Here is a 21,014-nt window from a genome sequence, read left to right as displayed (position 1 = left end):
GAACCTTCATGCTTTTAATATAAAGACTAAATCATAACAATCCTGTCACTTTTAGAAAAATTTCCAGAGCAATTCACTCCTAGAGATATTCAAAAAGAAATTCTTGCAGATATTGAAGAGCAATTTAACTCGGGCTACAAGAAAATCGTTCTATGTGCACCAACCGGAGTTGGAAAATCTCTAGTTGGTGCAACTGTTTCTAAATTTTTTGATAGTTCGTTTACTGTAACTGCATCAAAACATCTTCAGGATCAATACATCAAGGATATACCTTTTCTCAAACCTGTAAAAGGAAAACAAAATTTCCCTTGTTTAAAATTAATGGCTTCTGAAAAAGTAGACAATTCTAGAAGAGCTATGAGATGGGGACTAACCTGTGAAAAAGGAGAATGTATTGAAAGAACCAGTAAAAACGGTAAAGAAGTAATTGAAACCTGCAAATTCAAACCTACAATAAAACAAGTTGAAGAAAACACTCAGGATTCCCAGTCATGTCATTATTATCTTCAAAAATATGAGGCACTAGTCTCCAAACACTCTCTTTGGAATTATCATGCATTTTTTCAAATTATGAAATTTAACAAGAAACTGTTTGAAGATTATTTGGATAGAAAGGTCTCTGTTTTTGATGAGGCTCATAAAATTGAAGATCAAATTATTCAGTTTGTAGGATTTGATATCTTTGCTGGACAAGTTGATGAATGTAATCTTAATGCAGACAAGTATGATTTTGCTGATTTAGATTCTATGATATCTTTAACTGACGACATTGCATATTCTTATGCAAAAAAAATCAAAGATATCAAAGAAAGTCCTGGTTTTGAAAATGATCCTGATTATGAATTGATATCAAGATTAGAAAGAAGATATGATAGAGCGGCACAGGCAAAAATCGACATTTCTTCAGACAAAAATAATTTTGTTGTAAATGATCCTGTACGTGATTTGAATGGAAATTTTCGAACTATTTCTGTAAAACCAATTGATGTATCAAAATTTGCAAACGAGTTTTTTGAAACAGAATATCAAATTTTCATGTCTGCTACAATTGACAAACAAAGTTTTTGTGAAAATATGGGTTTGAAAAAAGATGAAGTTGCATTTGTTGACACTCCAAAATCTCCATTCCCAATTGAAAACAGAAATGTTGATCTGTTGAACATTAGGAGATTAAGTTATGGTTCAACTGAAGAAGATGAGTTAGAAGTAATCAAAACAATTGATCGAATACTAGATGAACATTCTACTGAACGTGGGTTAATTTTGACATCATCTATTCCAAGATGTCAAAAAATTCTAAGATACCTTTCTCCAAAAAACACTCGTAGAATCAGAATATGTCACAGTAAAAACAAGGATGGTAAAACTCAAGATGAAGTAATATCAGAACACGCCTCTGATCCTACTGGGGTTTTACTCTCATCTTCTCTTTGGGAAGGAGTTGATCTAAAAGATGACCTTTCTCGTTTTCAGATTATTGCAAAGGTTCCCTACCCTAACTATAAGGAAAAAAGAATCAAGGCCAAGATGGACAAATTTCCCCTTTGGTATACCTCTCAAACATTGACAAAACTACTACAGGGATTTGGACGTTCTATTAGGAGTGAGGATGATTGGGCTAGGACCTATGTTCTTGATGCTGCTGCAAATAATGTGTTTTTCAAGGCACAACAGATGATTCCAAAATCATACTATGATGTTCTAGGCATAGAAGACCTGTAGTAGATAACAGAAATTTGATAAGAATAATCGATTTTTGCACCTGTTATCTCTAGAGGAACTTCTGATCGCTGATCTATAAAGATTATGGACAAATTGATCATCTTGTCTTGAAAATCTGCCAAATCCTTAATTGATTGATAAGATTTTGTTGCCACATGAGTGTTTCAAAATTTTTATCAAATCTCAAAAAAAGTAAAATCATTTCTCCTAAAATTCGATTATATCTAATTGACAAAGACAAACATTACTTTATCAATGAAGGTTCAATCAAAAACGGATTTAACTCTAAACTGACTATCTCAAAAAATAGAGATAGCGTATTGTCTGCATTCTCAAAAATGGCATTCTTGTTTGATGAGATTATTCGGTTACGAATTGTAAAATATTCAAATGAAAGTGATAGTAATGAGTTACTTTACCTTCTTAATCTTGTTCCAATTAACAGAAAAATTAGAACGTTTCTTGACTGGAAAGTATTTGGTCCAGAATTTACCCGAGACATGTCTAGGTTATTTGAAGTGAGAAATGATGCTGTTCATTGCATTTCTATAACCGAAGTATTTTACAATCCAAAATCAAAAATTTCTTTATCCACTACATCAGGATTTAAAAGATTTACAACTGATTTTCAAAAAGCTTGGAAAGAATTACTAAAAATCTATGTTGCTGAACAAGAAAAATTAGATTTGAAAAAACTTTCTATAGATTAGGTTTTGTAATAGCACCTTCAGCTGCAGAACCAACTAATGTTGCAAATTTTGCTAAAGCCCCTGATGTGTAATTTGGTTTTGGAGGACTCCATTGTTTTCTTCTATTTTCTAATTCTTCAGATGACACATGAAGATCAATTATGTTAGTTTCAGTATCTATTGTAATTTCATCATCATCTTTTACAAGTGCTATTGGTCCACCGACATATGCTTCTGGAGCAACATGTCCTACCATGAACCCTCTTGTTCCTCCTGAGAATCTTCCATCAGTAACCATGGCTACTTTCTTGCCTAATCCCTGACCTACGAGTGCTGCAGTAGTTGCAAGCATCTCTCTCATTCCTGGACCTCCTTTTGGTCCTTCATATCTAATTACTACAACATGTCCTTCATCAATATCGCCTCTTTTTACTGCCTCAAATGCTAATTCTTCTCTATCAAAGACACGAGCCTTTCCTGTGAATTTTGTCATTTCTACTCCCGCAGTCTTTATCACTGCACCATCTGGTGCAAGTGAACCCTTGAGAATTACTGCAGTTCCAACATTGTGAAGTGGGTTCTCCATTGGTCTGATTATTTGTTGTTCTGTTTGTGGCATGACCATGGCATTCAAATTTTCTTTGATTGTCTTTCCAGTAATTGTAATACAATTTTCATTTAAGAGTCCTTTGTCAAGTAGTTTCTTTAATACAAATGGAATTCCTCCAATTTTATCAAGTGAATTCATAACATAGTTTCCACCTGGTTTCATGTCTGCTATGTGGGGTGTCTTTTTTCTAACTCTTTCAAAATCATCATATGTTAATTTGATACCAACTTCATTTGCAAGTGCTAACAAATGTAAAATTCCATTTGTTGAACCTCCAACAGAGTTTAGCATTGTAATTGCATTCTCAAATGCTTCAAAAGTAAGAACTTCTCTTGGTCTGATATCCATCTGTAGTGCTTTTGCACATGCTACTCCAGTATCATACACCATCTTTTCTCTTCTATCATCTTCTGCAGGTGGACTGGCACTGCCTGGTAATGCAAGACCAATTGCTTCTGAAATTGATGCCATAGTATTTGCAGTAAACATTCCTCCACAGGATCCTTCGTTTGGACATGCAGTATTTTCAATATTTTTTAGACCTTCTAATGATAACTGTCCTGCATCATATGCTCCAACTGCTTCATAAACATCTACAACTGTTAATTCTTCTCCATTAAGCATTCCTGGCATGATAGTTCCCCCATACACAAACACTGATGGAACATTCAATCTTGCCATTGCCATCATTGTACCTGGAAGGCTCTTATCACACCCTGCAATTCCTACTAGTGCATCGTATTGATGTGCTCTTACCATTAATTCAATAGAATCTGCAATTACTTCACGAGAAATTAATGATGATTTCATTCCTTCATGTCCCATTGCAATTCCGTCACTTACTGCAATTGTTGAAAACTCTCTAGGTGTTGCACCCGTATCTGAAACTCCTTCTTTTGCTTTGAGAGCTAATCTTGGAAGATGGATGTTACATGGAGTTGCTTCATTTCCTGTATGACAAACTCCAATCATTTGTTTTGATAAATCACTATCATCTAATCCCATAGCTTTGTACATTGCTCTTTGTGGAGCACGAGAAGTACCTTCTACAACATTTCTACTAGAGATTTCTTCCATGAAGAGAATTCTTGATTGCTATAATTTAGACTTTTGTTGAAAATTCAATTCAAAAACTTTCATTGAGTTTAAATTCTAACTGCATGTTTGAAATTCATGGAACAAAAAGCACTAGAATGTCCTGTTTGTAAAAGCAACAAAGCCGAAATTGCAGGTGAAAACGTCAAACTAAGTGGTAGGTTTGAAGATAAAGAATTTCTTACAACAGATTTGACTGTTCTAAGATGTGTTCGTTGTGGATATTACATGTTCTTTGATAAAATGGCACAATTCACAACAAAAGAATCTTGAGATTCTATTTGACTATGATTTGATTCTCTAGCTCTATTAGTTGACTTTCAAGCTCTTCAGGTGTTTCTCCACCATACGATATCAAAATTCTGTCATCTTCCATGATTTCAATATCTCTGATATCTTGTACCTGTTTTCCATTGTAGAAGAACTTTAGAGAATAGTCTTCATTAGTACAAAACTCTCTACCATCTTGGAATACGAAACATTTGTCATCAAGACCTAATGATAATGACTCAAACAGATAGTCCAGAGTTACACCTGTTGCATGTTTGTGTATTGTAGAACCATCTCTTCCTTCAAAGTGAATCCAAGGTGATTTGATTTGGTATGCTGGGGCTGAAAAGTCAAAATAGTCACCAAATACTCTTACTGCAAGTGCAGCGTGTGTGTGATCACTACCTAATGCTCCTGCATTTTCAGGGCCTCCTGGAGCAGTACTTTGATCCATGTTAACAAACATCCATCCTGCATATCCTACAATGACTGCAATTACTGCCAAAACTCCAACAGCAATTAGTGTCTGTTTTCTTTGCTGTGCTGAATGTTTTGTAGCATAGTTTTCACGTTTTTGTTCACGTGCTCTTCTCTCTTTTCGGCCCATAGGATGCTCAAACTTTGAAATTTGCCCTAATTAACCATTCGATAAACTCGTATCTTTCCAAGTAATTTTCTAACAAATAATAAATAAAATTACAAATTGCTGAATTTATGACTTGTATCTTTTGTGATATTTTGGATGGAAAAAGAGATGCTCATATCTTGTATGAAGATGATTCTCATGTTGCATTTTTAGATAGATATCCGATTGATGTTGGTCATAGTTTACTGATCCCGCGTGAGCATCATGAACGAATTACTGAGATGACTCCTGAAAATGTTGGAAAATTGTTCTCACTTGTTCCAAAAATAGCCAATGCCATCTTAGTTGGTGCAAAAGCTGATGCATTTAGTATTGCCCAAAATAATGGTCGTGCTGCAAAACAGATAATCCCTCATGTGCACATTCACATTATTCCTAGATACAACAGCAAAGGAACTATTTGGACAAAACGACAAATCTCTACTGATTCTGAACTTGAAGAATTGGCAAAAAAGATTCGTAGTGCTATTTAGAATGGCCTGGATTGTATCTTAAAATCGCACCAATCTTTCCAAGACTTGCTAACATGTTTCCATGTTCTGCACTACCTGATACTACCTCTAACTGCGAACCTGTCTTTGATGCTATCAATTCTAAATAATCTACAATGTCTTGCTCATTTACTTCAACTTCCATAGCGTTACATCCTGGACATGGCTTGCTGCTGTACTCTGTTTTCTTTGGAATTACGTCTGGTCTTTCAACAATGTCTTCTTGAAGATGTTTACATCTTTTACATATACCTTCAACCCTGTTCAAATTTGTGTTATCTGTAATGATCAACGTTTCAACTACATTGTTTTTTAGAAAATCTATTACTTCTTGCAATCCATATGATCCTTTTCCAGTGTTTCCGTTAATCTCTCTGAATAATGCTTCCACAAGCTTCTTTTCTTCTACAAGTCTAAAGTTGCCTAAAATGTCTGAAGATTTTGCAAATGCTTCTCGTATTCCTTCTGAGCCAGAATATGATGAGTCAATTGTTGCAATGATATTGTTTTGTAATCTGTATTCTAGATAATTTCCGTTAATGAAATCTTCTTTTGTTGGTCCTGGACCTGAAATAACTAATCCCTTTACTGGATAAATGTCAATAAAGTATTCTCTTGTTGTTTGAGCAACTCTGTTAAAGTAATATGTCAACTCCATCTCTCTGAGTTTTTGGAATCTTTTTGCAGACTGTCCTCCTTGTCTGTGTTTTCCTGCAACACCTGAACCAGTTTGAGCTAGAACTTCGATTTTGTCTCCATGTAACAATCCCCATCCTGCATCCTTTGAGTCAATTGCCAAGAATCCAATTAGGTTGTCATCTTTGAGCATATCTTTTAGAATGTCTACATGGAAATGATCATCACATCTGTACAGATATTGATTCAAATCTTTAGGAGGATCTATCTCCCAAACCTTTACTACTTCACTTCCTAAAGGCCCCCCTTCTTCTGGAGGCAATGCTCCACAAAACATTACCAATCCTCTTTCAGGAGTTTTTTTGTATAGCTTTAATCTTTGAACAACTTTTCCTAATGAATCTACAACATGGGACCTAGTTAGATCTGATTTGATGTTATCGGCAGTACCTTGTTCTTGTTGAAGTGTACCAATAATTTCGTGAAGTTGTTTTCCTTTTGGAATGTATACTGTGATTAATTCTGTACCGCGACCAGATTTTTTTGATAATTCTTCTAATGTTTTTCTAATTTTATAGACTTTAACCGAATCTTGTTTTTCTATGTCAATTTTGCCCATTTGTGCTTTCTCCAAACTATGCAGATATTAATTTTGATTGATTGTTTGCATATGATCACAATTCATCAATTGTTTTGAGAAATACCTCTAATGGTTGATTTCCTCTTATTTTGATAATTTTTTCATCATTGAATACAAGAAATGATGGAGTGGCATCAATTCCAATTTCTCTTCCAAATTCATACAATGCATTTACCTTGTTTTGGTACTTGTGCTCATCAAGGCATTCGTTGAATGTCTGTAAATCCAACCCAACAGTTGATGCAAATATGTCTAATGATTCTCTGGTGACCCAACCTGTTCTTTCTCCTCCCCAATTCTTGTAAAGTTCATCATGATACTCCCAATACTTTCCTTGATCTCTAGCACAAAATGATGCTTCACCTGCTAATACCGAGTCAGGACCATTTAGCGGAAAATCCTTGAAGACAAGTTTTACTTTACCTGTTTTAATGAAATCCTCGTTGATTACATTTAGTGTATCTTTGTGAAATTTGTAACAAAATGTACATTGGTAATCTCCCCATTCTAAAATTGTAATTGGAGCATTACTGTTTCCTAGAATTGGGGAACCATTTTCAATTAATGTGGATGGCGTCAATTTTGTAGGATTTTTTTCAGGTTCAGGGTAAAATGCTAAAAATCCTCCAGCAATAATTCCTATTGCAATTGGAATTACTAGAAGATAGTATTTTGTCATGTTAAATTTTCACTCAATGCCAGTAAAAGTCTTCTTTAATTTGTAGCAATAGTCCAAAGGGCTGAATTTTTTGCTGAAATTTCTGCTACAAAAGAATCATTTGATGATGAAATAATGATAATGTCTTCATCAGAAGGTTCTAGTTTTTCCAAAAGAATCTGTCTTGTTTTTTTGTCTTTGTTTAAACAATCTTTGTCTTCCCCTGGAAAAACAAATTTGTTGTTTTTGAATGTCAACGTAGTGCACCCTGATGAGCCATACATTATTGCGTAATCTCTTTGCTCTACTCCTGTCTTTATTGCAGATGAATATTTTTTCAAAATTATTGCATGATTGTTTTTACTTGGAGTCAGATTGTTTTTTTCAATCTTGCATTCTTTTGGAATAATTTTCTGTAACTGTGATGTGAATTTTTTCCCTTTTTCTGTCAAGTAGTTTCCTGATCTGGTTGATTCTATCATTTTTACTTCTTTTAGGTGTGAAATCAGTGTCTTTACTGCCCCTTCTCCGAGATGAACCTCTTTTCCTAATGTTGATCTGCTCACATACTTTTCATTTGATAACAATTGAAGAGCTTTGAACACATGTGGAATACTAAATGTTAGAACTTTACTTGATCCTTTTCGTGAAACAATATTTTGCAAAGTTTGGATGTTCTTTTTCAATAGACTCTAGATCTTTTTCTGGCTTTATAAATTGGATAAATCATCCAAGAGGTTAAATACGCTCATCTGGTGCTAACGTCATGTCTGAAACAAGACAAATGAATGTGTCTAAATCACAAGTACCAAAATTAGCAATTATTGCATTAGGTATCATCTTTGCAGCAGGATTGTTTGTTGTAGGATTTGATCAAGGACATATTTTCAGTCTAGTTTATGGTGAACAAGCATTTACTGATTTGTACATCCATGAGCTTACTCATGATATGAGACATGCAGCTGGCTTTCCATGCCATTAGAGGCACCTTATCATGAAAACGTCTCTTTTTATCATAATTGTATTAATTTCAGGTGCGTTTGCAGGACTGATTCACGGTACTGTTAATTTTGCAATTGTAGAACCTTATCTTGATCAAGCAATAGGAATTGAAAATCAAAACTTGTTTGCATCTGGTGAAGAAGAAGACACTCCTGAATTTTGGGTAGAGTATGAAGGATACAGAACTTGGCAGAAAGGTGGACAAATTCTTGCAGGGGTGATATTGGGAACTTCGGTCGGTGCATTGTTTGGAATTGTATTTGCACTGTCTAGAAATGCTTTACCTGGAAACAATGATGTCAAAAAATCATTGATACTAGCAGGTATAATGTGGCTTACACTTTACATCATTCCATTTTTGAAATATCCTGCAAATCCTCCTACCGTTGGAGATGGTGAAACTGTCGTATTAAGAGCGATTTTGTATCTGTCCTTTATTGCAATTTCAGGATTTGGAGCAGTTGGATTTTATCAATTATCAAAGAAGTTCAAGAATAACAAAAAACTTGTTGCGCTCATAGGCTATGGAATTTTCATTTCTACTGTATTTTTCGCAATGCCAGAAAATCCTGATGAAGTAACTGCCCCTATGGATTTAGTAAACGAGTTTAGATTCATGTCTGTTCTTGGTGTGACATCATTTTGGGCATCAATAGGAATTATTCTTGGTTTGTTCTGGAGAAAACTCTCTCCAGAGCAAGAAACTACTCGCTATAACTAATTCTAAATCTATAGAATGAGAACAAGTTATCTAGTTTTAAATACACCAAATAATTTTCAGAGTTTGTGTCACGAAAACTCACATTACCTCAACTAAAAAAATATGATATTACTCAAAAAGTAATAGAAGCATTAGCTGATTCTGAATCTAGAGCAATTCTATTTTCCATAATACGAAAAGGAAATACTGCTGCTGAACTATCTGATAAACTTAAGATTCCTCTTAGTTCTGTATACAAAAAACTGGCAGATCTTGAAGAACTTACACTAATTGAAGTTGAAAAATGGATGTTATCTGACAAAGGTAGAAAATACAAGGTCTATAGAAGTAGAATCAGTAAAGCAGATATCTCTATCAAAAAACCTGAACCTGTACTTACACTATTGCCAAACAAGTGATATTCATGTCAAAACCAAACATCATTCAATTATCTGAATTTGATATAACTCAAAAAATTATTGAATCTCTAAGCAATGTATGTACAAGAGCTGTATTGTTTTCAGTCAAAAACGAATCAAAAGATGCAACACAGATTGCAGAAGAACTAAAAATTTCACTCTCCACAGTTTACAAGACATTATCAAATCTTGAAGATCTTGCTTTAGCTGAAGTAGATAAATTCATCATTTCCCCAGAAGGAAAAAAAATCAAACAATACCGAAGTAGAATTGGAAAAGTTGAGATTACTGTGGACAACCTTGAGCCTAGTTTGAATCTGTATCCTAACACAGATAATCCAAAATCGAGCCTATAGTTATTCTCGTTCTATAGATTTAGAATGTTTCTTTGGAATGAATATTCAGTTTAAATAATTTAGCTCTTCCTAATTTTCTTAGAAATCATGAAACAACGAACAACCATGGCGGTAATTGTTGCATTTGTAGCTATTGGCATAGCAACAATTCCTTTGAGCCAAACAGCACAAGCACAAAGTTCTCTTCCTGATTGGATTAAGACTAATGCTGGTTGGTGGGCAGAAGGCGCCGTAGATGACGCAACTTTTCTAAACGGAATTGAATACCTTATAGAAAATGGAATCATCAATGTTTCATCTGATTCAAAATCTGTTGATGTTGACACCTTAACTATCGGATTTATTCCAGTTGAAAAGGCTGATGAGTTAACTCCAAAAGCCGAAGCACTAGAACAATTCCTTGAAAGCGAATTAGGTGTTGATGTTGAATTAGTTATTCCAACAAACTATGAGGCCATTATTGAAGGAATGAGATTTGGTCACATTGATGGTGCCTTTATGGATACTGGACCTGCATGGATTACCCATGAAAGAACAGGTGCAGAAGCTGTATTGGCAGAACTTGTTAAAGGTAAAGTGAATTACCAAGCAACAGTTTGGACACTAGCAGAAAATGATTCTCTTCAATCAATTGAAGATACTGTTGGCAAGAAAGTTGCATTTACCAGTATGACTGGTTCATCTGGTTTTGTTAGACCAATGGGAACCCTAGTTACTGAAGGACATGTAACAATTGAAGGTGACGATATTGTTGCCCTCGAATCTGCATTGGCAAATAACTTTGAAAGTTACACCTTTGCAGGAGGTTACAAAGCAGCATTAACCTTACTTCTAGAAGGAAAAGTTGATGTTGCATTTGGTTCTGATATTGCACCTGCAAAGTATCTTGAATTAGAGGATCAAAAGAAATTACGTCCAGTTACAACAATTGGACCAGTACCATCTCATGTGTTTATGGTAAGTGCTGACATGTCAGATTCTACCAAAAATGCCCTAGTTGATAGTCTTATCAAACTAAATTATGATGAGAATAATGCAATCTTGACAGACTTGTATGGTGCTGAAGCACTAGTTCCAACAACAACTACTATGCACATAGGTGAATTTGGTGAATTCATCAATGCATTGACAGGACTTGATCAGAAGATACTCGACAAATACGACAAGAGCAAATAAAAACAGGAATTCTGAAAAATGAAACAAATTCAGATGACCGCAAACCCTTCTTTTTCTTCAATTGCAACAAAGAAAATTATCCAAATGAATGATGTTTGGACATCATATGATTCGAAAAATTTTGCACTAGATGGAATTAATCTGTCTATTGATAGGGGAACTAACTATGCCATAGTTGGACAATCTGGCTCTGGAAAATCTACTTTACTAAAATTGATGAATGGAATGATGATTCCAAGCAAAGGTACAATCAAAATTGATTACATCACTCCAAACATGAATGATAAAAAATTTAAAAAAATGATGCATACAATTGGTTACATTCCTCAAAATCTTGGATTGGTAAAAAACAGCACTGTTCTTGAAAATATTCTCATAGGTGCCCTACCAAGATTAGGTAAAATTCAATCTTTTCTCAAAAAGTTTCCTGAAAATGAAATTGATGAAGCCAAAAAAATTATTTCTCAAGTTGGTCTTTCTGGAAAAGAAGAAAGAAAAGCCTACATGTTAAGTGGTGGTGAAAAACGAAGAGTTGCAATTGCTCGTGCATTAATGCAACATCCAACAATACTTCTTGCTGATGAAATTGTATCTGAGTTAGATCATGTAACAGCTCGTGAGATTATGGATTTGATTGCAGATGCTCAAAAGAACATGAACCTTACTGCAATAATGGTCCATCATGACATGCAACTTGCTTTAGAGTATGCTAATCGTGTTGCAGTAATCAAAGAAGGTCAAAAGATTCTAGAGATTGGTGTTGAAGGCGATACTATTGTTGATTTCCAAACTGGAGATATGAGCACTGAAGAAATTATGGAGATGTATGCTGATGACGCCAAAAAATAACATCATCATCGGAATTATCATTGCATTATTGGTAGCAGCATCTTACAATGTAGATGCAAATCCTATTGACTTTGTTCAAGGATTACCAAATCTTGGAATTGTAGCTGAAGAAATGCTTGAAGTTGACTCAAAGTACATTCCAACTGCACTTTGGGCAATGTTTGAAACCATTCAGATGGCCTTTATTGGAACAATTGTTGGGGTTGCAATTGCATTACCATTGAGTATGTTTGCTGCAAGAAATCTCAACAGCAAGTATGTTTATGCCCCAATTCGTGCATTGCTGGCAGCAATCCGTACCTTTCCATCAATTCTTTGGGCAATTTTGTTTGTAATTATGGTTGGATTGGGTCCATTTGCAGGAGTTTTAGCAATTATCATGTATACAATAGGATTTGTTGCAAAGTTACAGTATGAGGCAATTGAAACAATTGATTCAGATCCTATGGATGCAGTCAGTTCTATTGGCGTCTCAAAATGGCAATTGATTAGATATGTTGTAATTCCTGAATCTGCTTCTCACTTGCTCAGTCAGATGCTCTACATGTTTGATTACAATGTTCGTCAAACTAGTATACTTGGATTAGTTGGTGCAGGTGGAATCGGATTTTACATTATCAATTACATAAAGTTCTTTGAATACGGAAAAGCTGCTGTCTTTATGTTAGTAGTTTTGGCAGCAGTATTAGTAATTGATTGGGTTAGTGTCAAAATTAGAGACAAGTATATCATAAAATCTCAACATGGAATGGAAGTTACTGCAAAAAGTAATTGATCTTATGTTGTAACTTTATCTAACTGGTTTGTTTCTGCGGCTGTCTTTACTTCTCTGGCTATTCTTTTTCCCATACTCATGGTTTCATTGAATAGTAAATTGTAGTATGGAGAGCCATCCATGTAGATATTAGAGCCTGCAACAATTCTTGCTGAAAATTCAAATGATGTGAATTGTGCATTCTCATCATATACTCCTTCTATACAAAATGGACCGTTCATTCCAGGTGCAACAATTCTTTTTGATGCTTCAACAAAATTCTCACCCATTGTGTATACTTCATCTAACAATGATTCGCGCAAAACTAGTGGACTGTTTCCAATGACATTGAATGATGGAACTTTGTTTGATTTCATTTGCTGCTCAGCTGGAATTCTTCCCAATCCTTCAATATCTGATTCATGTCTTTGATCAACTCCATAGAATTCTAATTCTTCTTTTAGTGGAGAATAGAAAAATGTCAAGTATGCTAAAACACCTGCAGCATATTCTTGAATGTACAATGTTTCATCTTCAGAAATAACTCCTTCTGAAATCAATTGATTTCTTTTTGTATTGTAATCATCCTCATTTGCTGCCATAAAGTAACCTTTACCTCCGGCTGCACCCTGTCTTTTTACAATTGATAATTTTTCAATCTCACTAGGATTTGTAACTGGTTTTGGCATTGGAAGAGTTGCTTCTCTCATGAGTTTTTCTTTCATCTCTCTATCTGACTCCCATCTAAGAATCCATTTATTACCAAAGATTGGGGTCTTGATTGATTCAATCTCATCAGAACTCATCTGTGCAATTAAGGTTCCATGAGGAATCAACACTGCATCATTTTGTTCAAGAGTTGACTGGACTTTTTCATCAAGAACTTCTCTGAATTTGTCTACTATGATTAATTCATCAATAAATGGAAATCTTCGGTATAGTTTTTCACGTTTTTTCTCACAAACTAGAATTGTTTTCAAGCCTTCATCTTTTGCACCTTTTAGAACCTGTAGTGAACAGTGAGAACCTAGTGTTGCAATCGAGGCCATTTTATGAATATCCTAGAATTTTGTACTTTATGAACTATGTGCGGATGTGACGTATTGGAAAACCTCATCTATCAACTCTACACTGAGTTCAGATTTGAGATCTTCTGGAATCACCTTTAGAACAAAATCATACACTGTTGTATTTTTTGGAAGTTCTTCTCTTTCTTGTAACAAAGAAAATACTGATACTCCATTTGCAATAACTGCTACAAGTTTTTCTTTGTTTGAAAGAACCATGAAAAATTGTGAAAATTACTGGTAAATTAATGTAAATTTTATCTTGATCTCAAGATATTGATTTGGTCATTGCTTGATTAAATGACTGAATGGATTTGGTTTCTGTGTCGAGTACTTCTAATTCCAGTGGTATGTCGTGTCCACCAGCTTTAGGTTCTTCTTGAGATGCATAATATCCAACATATCCTGCCACTACGAGGATAAATCCAATAACGATTGCTATTAGTACATCCATCTTGTTTTGGAGTGGAATCGGTACTGGCTATAAGCATTATGAAAATTGAGAAATTGGCTGATCTCTGAATATAAAAATTAATTACACCATGAAATATGCAGTAGAGTAATTTGATAGAAACTGAGCTAGGAACTTTACGTAGATCTCATTATTCTGATGAAATCAATTCCTCAATGGATGGCACCCAAGTTACTGTAATGGGATGGGTTCTAACTGTTAGAGGACATGGAAACATCAGTTTTGCTACAATTCGTGACAAAAATGGTGATGTTTCTGTTGTTGCAAAGAAAGGCGATTGTCCTGATGATATTCGTGAAAAGATATCCTACCTCAAAGCACATTCTTCAATTGCAATTACTGGAAATGTAAAATCCTCTGAAAAAGCCCCTAGTGGTTATGAGATAGTTCCAACTGAACTTCGAGTATTTTCTGAAGTTGAAAAAATTCCTCCCTTTGAGCCTATAGCCAAGACTGTCAAAAATATCGATACAAGACTAGAGGTAAGACCAATTGACCTTAGAAGAAAGGTACTACAACATATCTTCAACACTAGAAGTTTAGTTCTAAAATCAATTCGCAGTTACTTTAATGATCAAAATTTTGTTGAAATCAATACTCCAAAGATGATTGCAACAGCTACTGAAGGTGGCGCTGCATTATTTCCAATATTTTACTATAACAAAGAAGCATTCTTGGCTCAGAGCCCGCAATTGTACAAAGAACAATTGACAATGAGTTTTGAAAAAGTTTTTGAAATTGCTCCAATTTTTAGAGCAGAACCATCAAGAACTAACCGTCATCTTGCTGAAGCAATATCTATTGATTTGGAAGAAGCATTTATTGATTACAATGATGTGATGAGTAGGATTGAAGAAATTATCAAAATTTCAATTAAAACAGTAACTGATTATGCAAAAGATAATCCTGATGCAGAGTTTACAATTCCAGAAATCCCTGAAACCATCCCTCAATATTCTTATGATGATTTAGTTGATAAAATGCAAAAGGCTGGTGCAAAAACAGAATGGGGTGATGACTTGTATCCATCAAACCTCAAAAAAATTGGTCTTGAAGGATTTTACTTTATCAAAGATTGGCCATTGGCACCAAAACCCTTCTATGTAAAAGACAGCAAAGCTAATCCAAAAATTTCTGAATCCTTTGATTTGATGTTTGGTGATTTGGAATTGTCTTCTGGTAGTACAAGAATTGAAAAACGAAATGAACTAGCTGAGAGAATGAAGAATAAAGGCATGAACACTGATGCATTTGAGTACCATCTTGGTGCATTTGATTATGGAGTTCCTCCTCACGCCGGATGTGGTATTGGTCTTGAGAGGCTAATTATGGCCTTGACAGGCACAGAAAACATCCGTGATGTAACATTTTATCCAAGAGATGTTGATAGACTAACACCATAGGTGTGGTAAAATGGTTACAGAAGAAGAGATTGAGAAAGTAGCAAAATTAATGAAAATCGAGGTAGATGATCATAAAGAGTATGTAGACAAGGTACATGCTATGATCGATTATTTTGACATTTTAGATTCTGCAGGAGTTGAGGATGAAGAAATCTCTATGCAAGAAATTCCTATTACTGCTTTACGTGAAGATAAACACATCCCATTTGATGAAAAACTCATTGAAAAACTAAATCACTACAAAGGAACCTATGTTCGAGCTCCAAAGATGTCATAATGAATCTCAAAATTTCTGCTCTAGACTATGTACAAGAAGTACAAAATGGAAATATCTCTGCTGAAGATTTTACTGCTGCAACTTTAGAACACATTCACAGTGTAGATGAAAAACTACACGCATTTTTATCTGTAAATGATGATGCAATTAACCAAGCAAGAGAGATTGACAAGAAAATAAAATCTGGAGATAAAGTAGGTGTATGTTTTGGAATGCCAATTTCAATTAAAGACAACATGTGTATCAAAAATAGCAAAACCACTTGTGCATCAAAGATGCTTGAGAATTTTGTTGCACCATATGATGCAACAGTAATATCAAAACTCAAAGAACAAGATGCAATCTTTATTGGAAAAGCAAACATGGATGAGTTTGCAATGGGGTTGACAACTGAATTTAGCGCATATGGTCCAAGCAAAAATCCTTGGAATGTTGACTGTACTCCTGGTGGTTCATCAGGTGGCAGTGCTGTTTCTGTAAGTGCCTTTGAATGTGTAGCATCCCTTGGTTCTGATACTGGTGGTTCTGTCCGAAACCCTGCTAGCTTTTGTTCAGCAGTAGGTTACAAACCAACATATGGTCTGATTAGCAGATATGGTCTCATCTCCTATGCAAACAGCATTGAGCAGATTGGACCTGTTACTAGAACTGTCAAAGATACTGCATTTTTGCTAAACATGATAACGGGATTAGATCCTAATGACAACACTACAGTTGATAACAAGAGTGAGGACTATCTTTCAGGCATAGATTCGGGCGTTGAAGGCAAGAAAATAGGCATAATCAAAGAGATGATGGCTGAAGGTACAGATCCTGCAGTGGTATCTGCAACAAAGGATGCTATATCAAAACTTGAAGGATTAGGTGCAATATGTGAGGAAGTCTCACTTGACATGGTGAAATATTCTGTTGCAGCATACTATACTATTACTGCAACTGAAGCTGGAAGTAACTTAGCAAGATATGACAACTTGAGATATGGTTATGATTTTTCAGTTGAAGGATACGAGTTTAATTCATACATTCAAAAGGCAAGAAAGAACTTTGGACCTGAAGTTACAAGAAGAATGATCATTGGTGGATTTGTTCCATCTGCAGGACATGCTGGCAAGTATTTCCTAAAAGCACTCAAAGTAAAAAATAAACTCACAAAGGAAATCAATGATGCTTTCAAAAAATATGATTTACTAATTGCACCAACTGTTCCAATCTTACCATTCAAACTTGGAGAAAAAATTGATGATCCTGTTGCATTATTCCTAGTTGATATCAATACTGTTACTGCAAATCTTACAGGAAAGCCTGCAATCTCTGTTCCATTTGCTGTTTCAAACGGATTGCCAATTGGAATTCAATTACTGGCAGATTCTATGAATGATAAAATGCTACTTCAAGCAGCACAGGCATTAGAACAAACTGTAAAACTACCGGAGGTTCCAATATGACCAAAATTGGTTTGGAGATTCACTGTCAATTAACAAATCTTGAAAGCAAATTGTTCTGCTCATGTAAAGCAAACTATCGTCAATTCGAAATCAATGAAAACATTTGTCCTGTGTGTATGGGATTGCCTGGAAGTTTACCCCGACTAAATCAAGATGCTGTCAAAAAAGCAACAATGATTGCGATGGCACTAAACTGTTCTACTCCTGAAAAAATTGCATTCTTTAGAAAAAATTACTTTTATCCGGATTTGCCAAAAAACTTCCAAATTACACAACTTAACATCTATGGAGATACTAGTGTAGGTGGCCCTGGCTCTATCATGGTTGGAGACAAGGAAATCAGAATTACCAGAATCCAACTCGAAGAGGACCCGGGTAGGCTCATTTACGAGGGAACCTCTTCTAAAAACCAAATAACTCTAGTTGATTACAATCGTGCAGGTACGCCTCTAGTTGAGATTGTTACAGAGCCAGACTTTGAGAACCCAAAACAGGTAAGAGAATTTCTCAATATTTTATCTGATTTGTTAGAAAATCTCGGAGTATCTGATCCTAGTTTAGAAGGTGCAATGAGGGCAGACGCAAACGTTTCCATTGAAGGTGGAAAGAAAGTTGAGATAAAAAATATTGGTTCATTTCATGATTTAGAAAAAGCAGTTCATTTTGAAATTACAAGACAAGAGAGTTTGCATTCTAGAGAGATAGAAATTGCACAAGAGACTCGTCATTGGGATGATAAAAGAAAGATAACAATTTCATCTCGTTCCAAAGAAGAAGCATTGGACTATCGTTATTTCTTGGAAGGTGACATTCCTTGGGTTACAATTGATCCTGCAATACAAGAGAAATTAAAATCTGAAATGCCTGAAAGTATTAGTTCCAAAAAAGAAAGATATGTTTCAAAATATAATATTCCAAATCAAGTAGCAGATGTTTTATCATCAGACAAATTCTATTCGGATTTGTTTGAGGATTCTCACACTGAATCAAATGCAAAAGAGATTGCAAATATCATTACAACTGATTTAATGGGATTGGTAGATACTAGAGAAAAACGTGAAGCATCAAAGATTACTGCTACACATTTGAGAGATTTGGCTGATGCAATTCAAACAGGAAAGATTTCAAGAAATTCAGCTAAAAATGCCTTGCATGAGATTGTAAAATCTGGTAAAGAATTATCACAAGTAATGTCTGATCTTGATTTAGGAAATGTATCTGATGAATCAGAATTACTTACAGTTATCAAAGATGTAATTTCAGAAGAACCTCAAGCGGTAGAACAAGCAAAATCAAACCCTCAAACAATAAACTATCTTGTAGGAAAGGTGATGCAAAAAACAAAAGGCAAGGCAGATCCTAAACTCACCCTTGATTTACTCAAAAAACAGATTGAATAAGAAATGTCTGAACTCTCCCTTGAGGATATAGAATTTATCAAAATTTTAGCAACATCTGATGCTACTGTGCTTCAGGCAGGCATGAATGATGCTACTCGCAAGCGATTAGACGAGCAGGTAGGCGTAATTTTGAGGGAATACTATCATGAAAATACAACATTTTCTGGAACAAAACGAATCAAAGAATTTGAAAAAGCAGGAATTACTGAAGATCACGGAAAGGCAGCAATTGCCTGTGCAAGACGTCTTGGAATTGATATTTCTTAATCTAAAATCTTTTTACAGTCTATCTGATTTTAAAAATTGAATATTGTCTGATTTTGAGTTTGTTCCAACACAAAACCAAGTTGAAGAGTCCAATATCTTTCGTTTTATGCAAAAACATGGACTATCATCACTATCTGAACTATCAAAAAAATCAAAAGATGAACTAGAATGGTTTTGGCAAGAAGTTGATAAAGACATCGGAGTAGTTTGGGACTCTCCATATTCACAAATACTTGATTCCTCAAATGGAATTGCGCATTCTAAATGGTTTGTAAATGGTAAAACAAACATCTACAAATCTACAGTTGAAAAATTTGTAAAATTAACTCCTGATAAAACTGCATATCACTTTGTTTCAGAAGATGGGGCAACATCCAAACTCACATACCAAGAATTAGACAACAAAGTATCAAAACTTGCAAATGGTCTCAAATCACTTAGGGTCAAAAAAGGAGATGTTGTGGCAATTTATCTTCCGATGATTCAAGAAGCAATTTTAGCAATATTGGCTTCAGCTAAAATTGGCGCAGTTCAAACTGTAATCTTTTCAGGATATAGTACTGAATCACTGCATATTAGATTACAAGATTGTAATGCGAAAGTTCTTTTTGTTTCAGACGGTTTTTGTAGAAAAGGAAAACCAATCTCTCAAAAAGAAACCGTGCAAAAAGCAATTCAAGACACATATGTTGAAAAAACAATTGTAGTAAAATACAAAGGGGTGGACAAGTATGAAAACTCTGAAAATATTGTATTTTATAATGAATTGATAGAATCTCAAAACCCTGATTGCCCTACTGAAATAATGGATTCTGAGGATCCTTTATTCATCTTGTATACTTCGGGTACTACTGGAAAACCAAAGGGTGTGGTACATGTTCATGGTGGTTTTTCCGTATTTGCAGGACATCAGGCAGCATATTTGATAGATTTACAGGCACAAGATGTGTTATTTTGGCCTGCAGATATTGGTTGGATTACTGGTCTTGTCTGGAATGTCTATGGATTGCTAATCATGGGAGCAAGTTCCGTGATTTATGACGGAGCATTAGATTTTCCAAAATCTGACAGAGTATGGAAAATTCTTTCAGAGTATAATGCAACAATATTTGGAATCTCTCCTACTGCAACAAGATTATTCAAGAAAAATAATGAAGAACCATTACAAAATTTCTCATTAGATAAAATCAAAAATATTCCAACAACGGGTGAACCACTTGATGAGGATTCATGGTGGTGGTTGTTTGATAAAGTTGGAAACAAGAAAATTCCAATAATGAATTTGTCTGGCGGAACTGAAATTGGTGGTGCAATGTTGTCTGTTTTTCCAGGGATGAAACTAAAACCTTCAACTGTTGGTATTCCAGTTCCTGGAATGAACCTTGATGTAGTTGATAATGATGGAAATTCAGTCAAAAACAAAAATGGCTATCTCATAATTAGATCACCTTGGCCAGGAATGACTCGGGGGTTACTAAATGACAATGAGCGGTTCATTGAAACTTATTGGTCTAGATTCAAAGACATTTGGTTTCATGGGGATTATGTCTTTGTTGATCAAGATGGTCTTTGGTATATGCGTGGAAGAACTGATGATGTGATTAATGTCTCTGGACACCGAATGAGTACTGCTGAAATTGAACATATGGTAATTTCACATGAAAAAATTTCTGATGCAGCATCTATTGCAATTCCTGATGATATTACTGGCGAGGCTATTGTTATTTTCTTTGTTGCAGATAGTAAAGATGATTCTAATTTGGAAGGTATAGTTTCTGATTTTATTTCTCAAAAGATTGGCAAAGTTGCAAAACCAAAGTTTGTTTATCAATTGACTGATTTGCCAAAAACTAGAACGGGAAAAATTATGAGACGATTACTAAAATCAAAATTATTGGGAAAAGAGTTAGGTGATTTGTCTTCTCTAGAGAATCCTCAGATACTAGATGAGGTTCCAAAAATTGGTTAAC

25 protein-coding genes are annotated in these 21,014 nt (G+C 34.9%); 17 read left to right on the top strand and 8 right to left on the bottom strand.

What is annotated here, in order from left to right; genetic code table 11:
• The first annotated feature begins 39 nt into the window (after positions 1-39).
• Both NMAR_RS04745 and NMAR_RS04740 read left to right on the top strand, forming a co-directional pair.
• The gene (locus NMAR_RS04745; RefSeq protein WP_187146578.1) at positions 40-1,722 is read left to right on the top strand and encodes a helicase C-terminal domain-containing protein; all 1,683 of its coding nucleotides are present in this window, start codon (positions 40-42) and stop codon (positions 1,720-1,722) included.
• 155 nt (positions 1,723-1,877) lie between these two features.
• The gene (locus NMAR_RS04740) at positions 1,878-2,432 is read left to right on the top strand and encodes a hypothetical protein (RefSeq protein ID WP_012215270.1); all 555 of its coding nucleotides are present in this window, start codon (positions 1,878-1,880) and stop codon (positions 2,430-2,432) included.
• Here the strand turns inward: NMAR_RS04740 and ilvD are convergent.
• Positions 2,422-4,098, bottom strand: a complete 1,677-nt coding sequence (ilvD, locus tag NMAR_RS04735) for a dihydroxy-acid dehydratase (protein WP_012215269.1) — start codon at positions 4,096-4,098, stop codon at positions 2,422-2,424. The genes NMAR_RS04740 and ilvD overlap by 11 nt on opposite strands.
• A 96-nt stretch (positions 4,099-4,194) precedes the next feature.
• On the opposite strand from ilvD, the gene NMAR_RS04730 reads away from it, so the two are divergent.
• Complete coding sequence (locus NMAR_RS04730) at positions 4,195-4,389, top strand: hypothetical protein (RefSeq protein ID WP_012215268.1); 195 nt, start codon at positions 4,195-4,197, stop codon at positions 4,387-4,389.
• A 4-nt stretch (positions 4,390-4,393) separates the two neighbouring features.
• Here the strand turns inward: NMAR_RS04730 and NMAR_RS04725 are convergent, their stop codons facing one another.
• A complete protein-coding gene (locus NMAR_RS04725) occupies positions 4,394-4,993 on the bottom strand; it encodes a hypothetical protein (RefSeq protein ID WP_012215267.1) in 600 nt (199 codons plus the stop codon).
• Between the two features lie 107 nt (positions 4,994-5,100).
• Here NMAR_RS04725 and NMAR_RS04720 point away from each other — a divergent pair, with 107 nt between their 5' ends.
• On the top strand, positions 5,101-5,505 hold the full coding sequence (locus NMAR_RS04720) for an HIT family protein (RefSeq protein WP_012215266.1): 405 nt from the start codon (positions 5,101-5,103) through the stop codon (positions 5,503-5,505).
• On the opposite strand, the gene prf1 is transcribed toward NMAR_RS04720, so the two are convergent.
• From prf1 to NMAR_RS04705, 3 genes are read right to left on the bottom strand one after another with little or no spacing between them, the layout of a single operon-like run.
• Positions 5,498-6,778 (bottom strand): peptide chain release factor aRF-1, encoded by a 1,281-nt coding sequence (gene prf1 / locus NMAR_RS04715; RefSeq protein ID WP_012215265.1) that lies wholly within the window; start codon positions 6,776-6,778, stop codon positions 5,498-5,500. The genes NMAR_RS04720 and prf1 overlap by 8 nt on opposite strands.
• A 55-nt stretch (positions 6,779-6,833) precedes the next feature.
• Positions 6,834-7,478 (bottom strand): DsbA family protein, encoded by a 645-nt coding sequence (locus tag NMAR_RS04710; RefSeq protein ID WP_012215264.1) that lies wholly within the window; start codon positions 7,476-7,478, stop codon positions 6,834-6,836.
• A gap of 35 nt (positions 7,479-7,513) precedes the next feature.
• On the bottom strand, positions 7,514-8,143 hold the full coding sequence (locus tag NMAR_RS04705) for a DUF4443 domain-containing protein (RefSeq protein WP_012215263.1): 630 nt from the start codon (positions 8,141-8,143) through the stop codon (positions 7,514-7,516).
• Between the two features lie 80 nt (positions 8,144-8,223).
• Here NMAR_RS04705 and NMAR_RS04700 point away from each other — a divergent pair, with 80 nt between their 5' ends.
• From NMAR_RS04700 to phnE, 7 genes are all read left to right on the top strand, one after another.
• Positions 8,224-8,439 carry a CbtB domain-containing protein gene (locus NMAR_RS04700; protein ID WP_012215262.1) on the top strand — a complete coding sequence of 72 codons (216 nt, stop codon included), beginning with the start codon at positions 8,224-8,226 and terminating at the stop codon, positions 8,437-8,439.
• A gap of 12 nt (positions 8,440-8,451) precedes the next feature.
• A complete protein-coding gene (locus NMAR_RS04695) occupies positions 8,452-9,180 on the top strand; it encodes a CbtA family protein (protein WP_012215261.1) in 729 nt (242 codons plus the stop codon).
• Between the two features lie 65 nt (positions 9,181-9,245).
• A complete protein-coding gene (locus NMAR_RS04690) occupies positions 9,246-9,578 on the top strand; it encodes an ArsR/SmtB family transcription factor (protein WP_012215260.1) in 333 nt (110 codons plus the stop codon).
• Between the two features lie 5 nt (positions 9,579-9,583).
• Complete coding sequence (locus tag NMAR_RS04685; protein WP_012215259.1) at positions 9,584-9,934, top strand: helix-turn-helix domain-containing protein; 351 nt, start codon at positions 9,584-9,586, stop codon at positions 9,932-9,934.
• A gap of 87 nt (positions 9,935-10,021) precedes the next feature.
• Positions 10,022-11,110 carry a phosphate/phosphite/phosphonate ABC transporter substrate-binding protein gene (locus tag NMAR_RS04680; RefSeq protein ID WP_012215258.1) on the top strand — a complete coding sequence of 363 codons (1,089 nt, stop codon included), beginning with the start codon at positions 10,022-10,024 and terminating at the stop codon, positions 11,108-11,110.
• A gap of 18 nt (positions 11,111-11,128) precedes the next feature.
• A complete protein-coding gene (locus NMAR_RS04675) occupies positions 11,129-11,959 on the top strand; it encodes a phosphonate ABC transporter ATP-binding protein (protein WP_012215257.1) in 831 nt (276 codons plus the stop codon).
• Entirely contained in the window at positions 11,943-12,734 is a 792-nt protein-coding gene (gene phnE, locus NMAR_RS04670; RefSeq protein ID WP_148680103.1) for a phosphonate ABC transporter, permease protein PhnE, read from the top strand. The genes NMAR_RS04675 and phnE overlap by 17 nt, the downstream gene beginning before the upstream one ends.
• Positions 12,735-12,736: 2 nt before the next feature.
• Here the strand turns inward: phnE and NMAR_RS04665 are convergent, their stop codons facing one another.
• From NMAR_RS04665 to NMAR_RS04655, 3 genes are read right to left on the bottom strand one after another with little or no spacing between them, the layout of a single operon-like run.
• The gene (locus NMAR_RS04665) at positions 12,737-13,762 is read right to left on the bottom strand and encodes a formate--phosphoribosylaminoimidazolecarboxamide ligase (protein ID WP_012215255.1); all 1,026 of its coding nucleotides are present in this window, start codon (positions 13,760-13,762) and stop codon (positions 12,737-12,739) included.
• Positions 13,763-13,789: 27 nt separating this feature from the next.
• Complete coding sequence (locus NMAR_RS04660; RefSeq protein WP_148680102.1) at positions 13,790-13,999, bottom strand: hypothetical protein; 210 nt, start codon at positions 13,997-13,999, stop codon at positions 13,790-13,792.
• Between the two features lie 49 nt (positions 14,000-14,048).
• Positions 14,049-14,234: a hypothetical protein gene (locus tag NMAR_RS04655; protein ID WP_148680101.1), complete on the bottom strand. Its 186-nt coding sequence runs from the start codon at positions 14,232-14,234 to the stop codon at positions 14,049-14,051.
• A gap of 110 nt (positions 14,235-14,344) precedes the next feature.
• Here NMAR_RS04655 and aspS point away from each other — a divergent pair, with 110 nt between their 5' ends.
• From aspS to NMAR_RS04625, 6 genes are read left to right on the top strand one after another with little or no spacing between them, the layout of a single operon-like run.
• A complete protein-coding gene (aspS, locus tag NMAR_RS04650; RefSeq protein WP_012215254.1) occupies positions 14,345-15,655 on the top strand; it encodes an aspartate--tRNA(Asn) ligase in 1,311 nt (436 codons plus the stop codon).
• A gap of 10 nt (positions 15,656-15,665) precedes the next feature.
• Positions 15,666-15,932 (top strand): Asp-tRNA(Asn)/Glu-tRNA(Gln) amidotransferase subunit GatC, encoded by a 267-nt coding sequence (locus NMAR_RS04645; protein ID WP_012215253.1) that lies wholly within the window; start codon positions 15,666-15,668, stop codon positions 15,930-15,932.
• The gene (gene gatA, locus NMAR_RS04640; protein ID WP_012215252.1) at positions 15,932-17,377 is read left to right on the top strand and encodes an Asp-tRNA(Asn)/Glu-tRNA(Gln) amidotransferase subunit GatA; all 1,446 of its coding nucleotides are present in this window, start codon (positions 15,932-15,934) and stop codon (positions 17,375-17,377) included. The genes NMAR_RS04645 and gatA overlap by 1 nt, the downstream gene beginning before the upstream one ends.
• Positions 17,374-18,777: an Asp-tRNA(Asn)/Glu-tRNA(Gln) amidotransferase subunit GatB gene (gene gatB / locus NMAR_RS04635; protein WP_012215251.1), complete on the top strand. Its 1,404-nt coding sequence runs from the start codon at positions 17,374-17,376 to the stop codon at positions 18,775-18,777. The genes gatA and gatB overlap by 4 nt, the downstream gene beginning before the upstream one ends.
• Positions 18,778-18,780: 3 nt before the next feature.
• Positions 18,781-19,044 carry a hypothetical protein gene (locus tag NMAR_RS04630; protein WP_012215250.1) on the top strand — a complete coding sequence of 88 codons (264 nt, stop codon included), beginning with the start codon at positions 18,781-18,783 and terminating at the stop codon, positions 19,042-19,044.
• Positions 19,045-19,087: 43 nt separating this feature from the next.
• Entirely contained in the window at positions 19,088-21,013 is a 1,926-nt protein-coding gene (locus NMAR_RS04625) for an AMP-binding protein (RefSeq protein WP_012215249.1), read from the top strand.
• The last annotated feature ends 1 nt before the right edge of the window (position 21,014 follow it).

Origin of the sequence: Nitrosopumilus maritimus SCM1 (genome assembly GCF_000018465.1) — an archaeon.
Classification (GTDB): domain Archaea; phylum Thermoproteota; class Nitrososphaeria; order Nitrososphaerales; family Nitrosopumilaceae; genus Nitrosopumilus; species Nitrosopumilus maritimus.
Note: the sequence above shows the minus strand (reverse complement) of the source record. Positions and strands in the feature narration are given on the sequence as shown.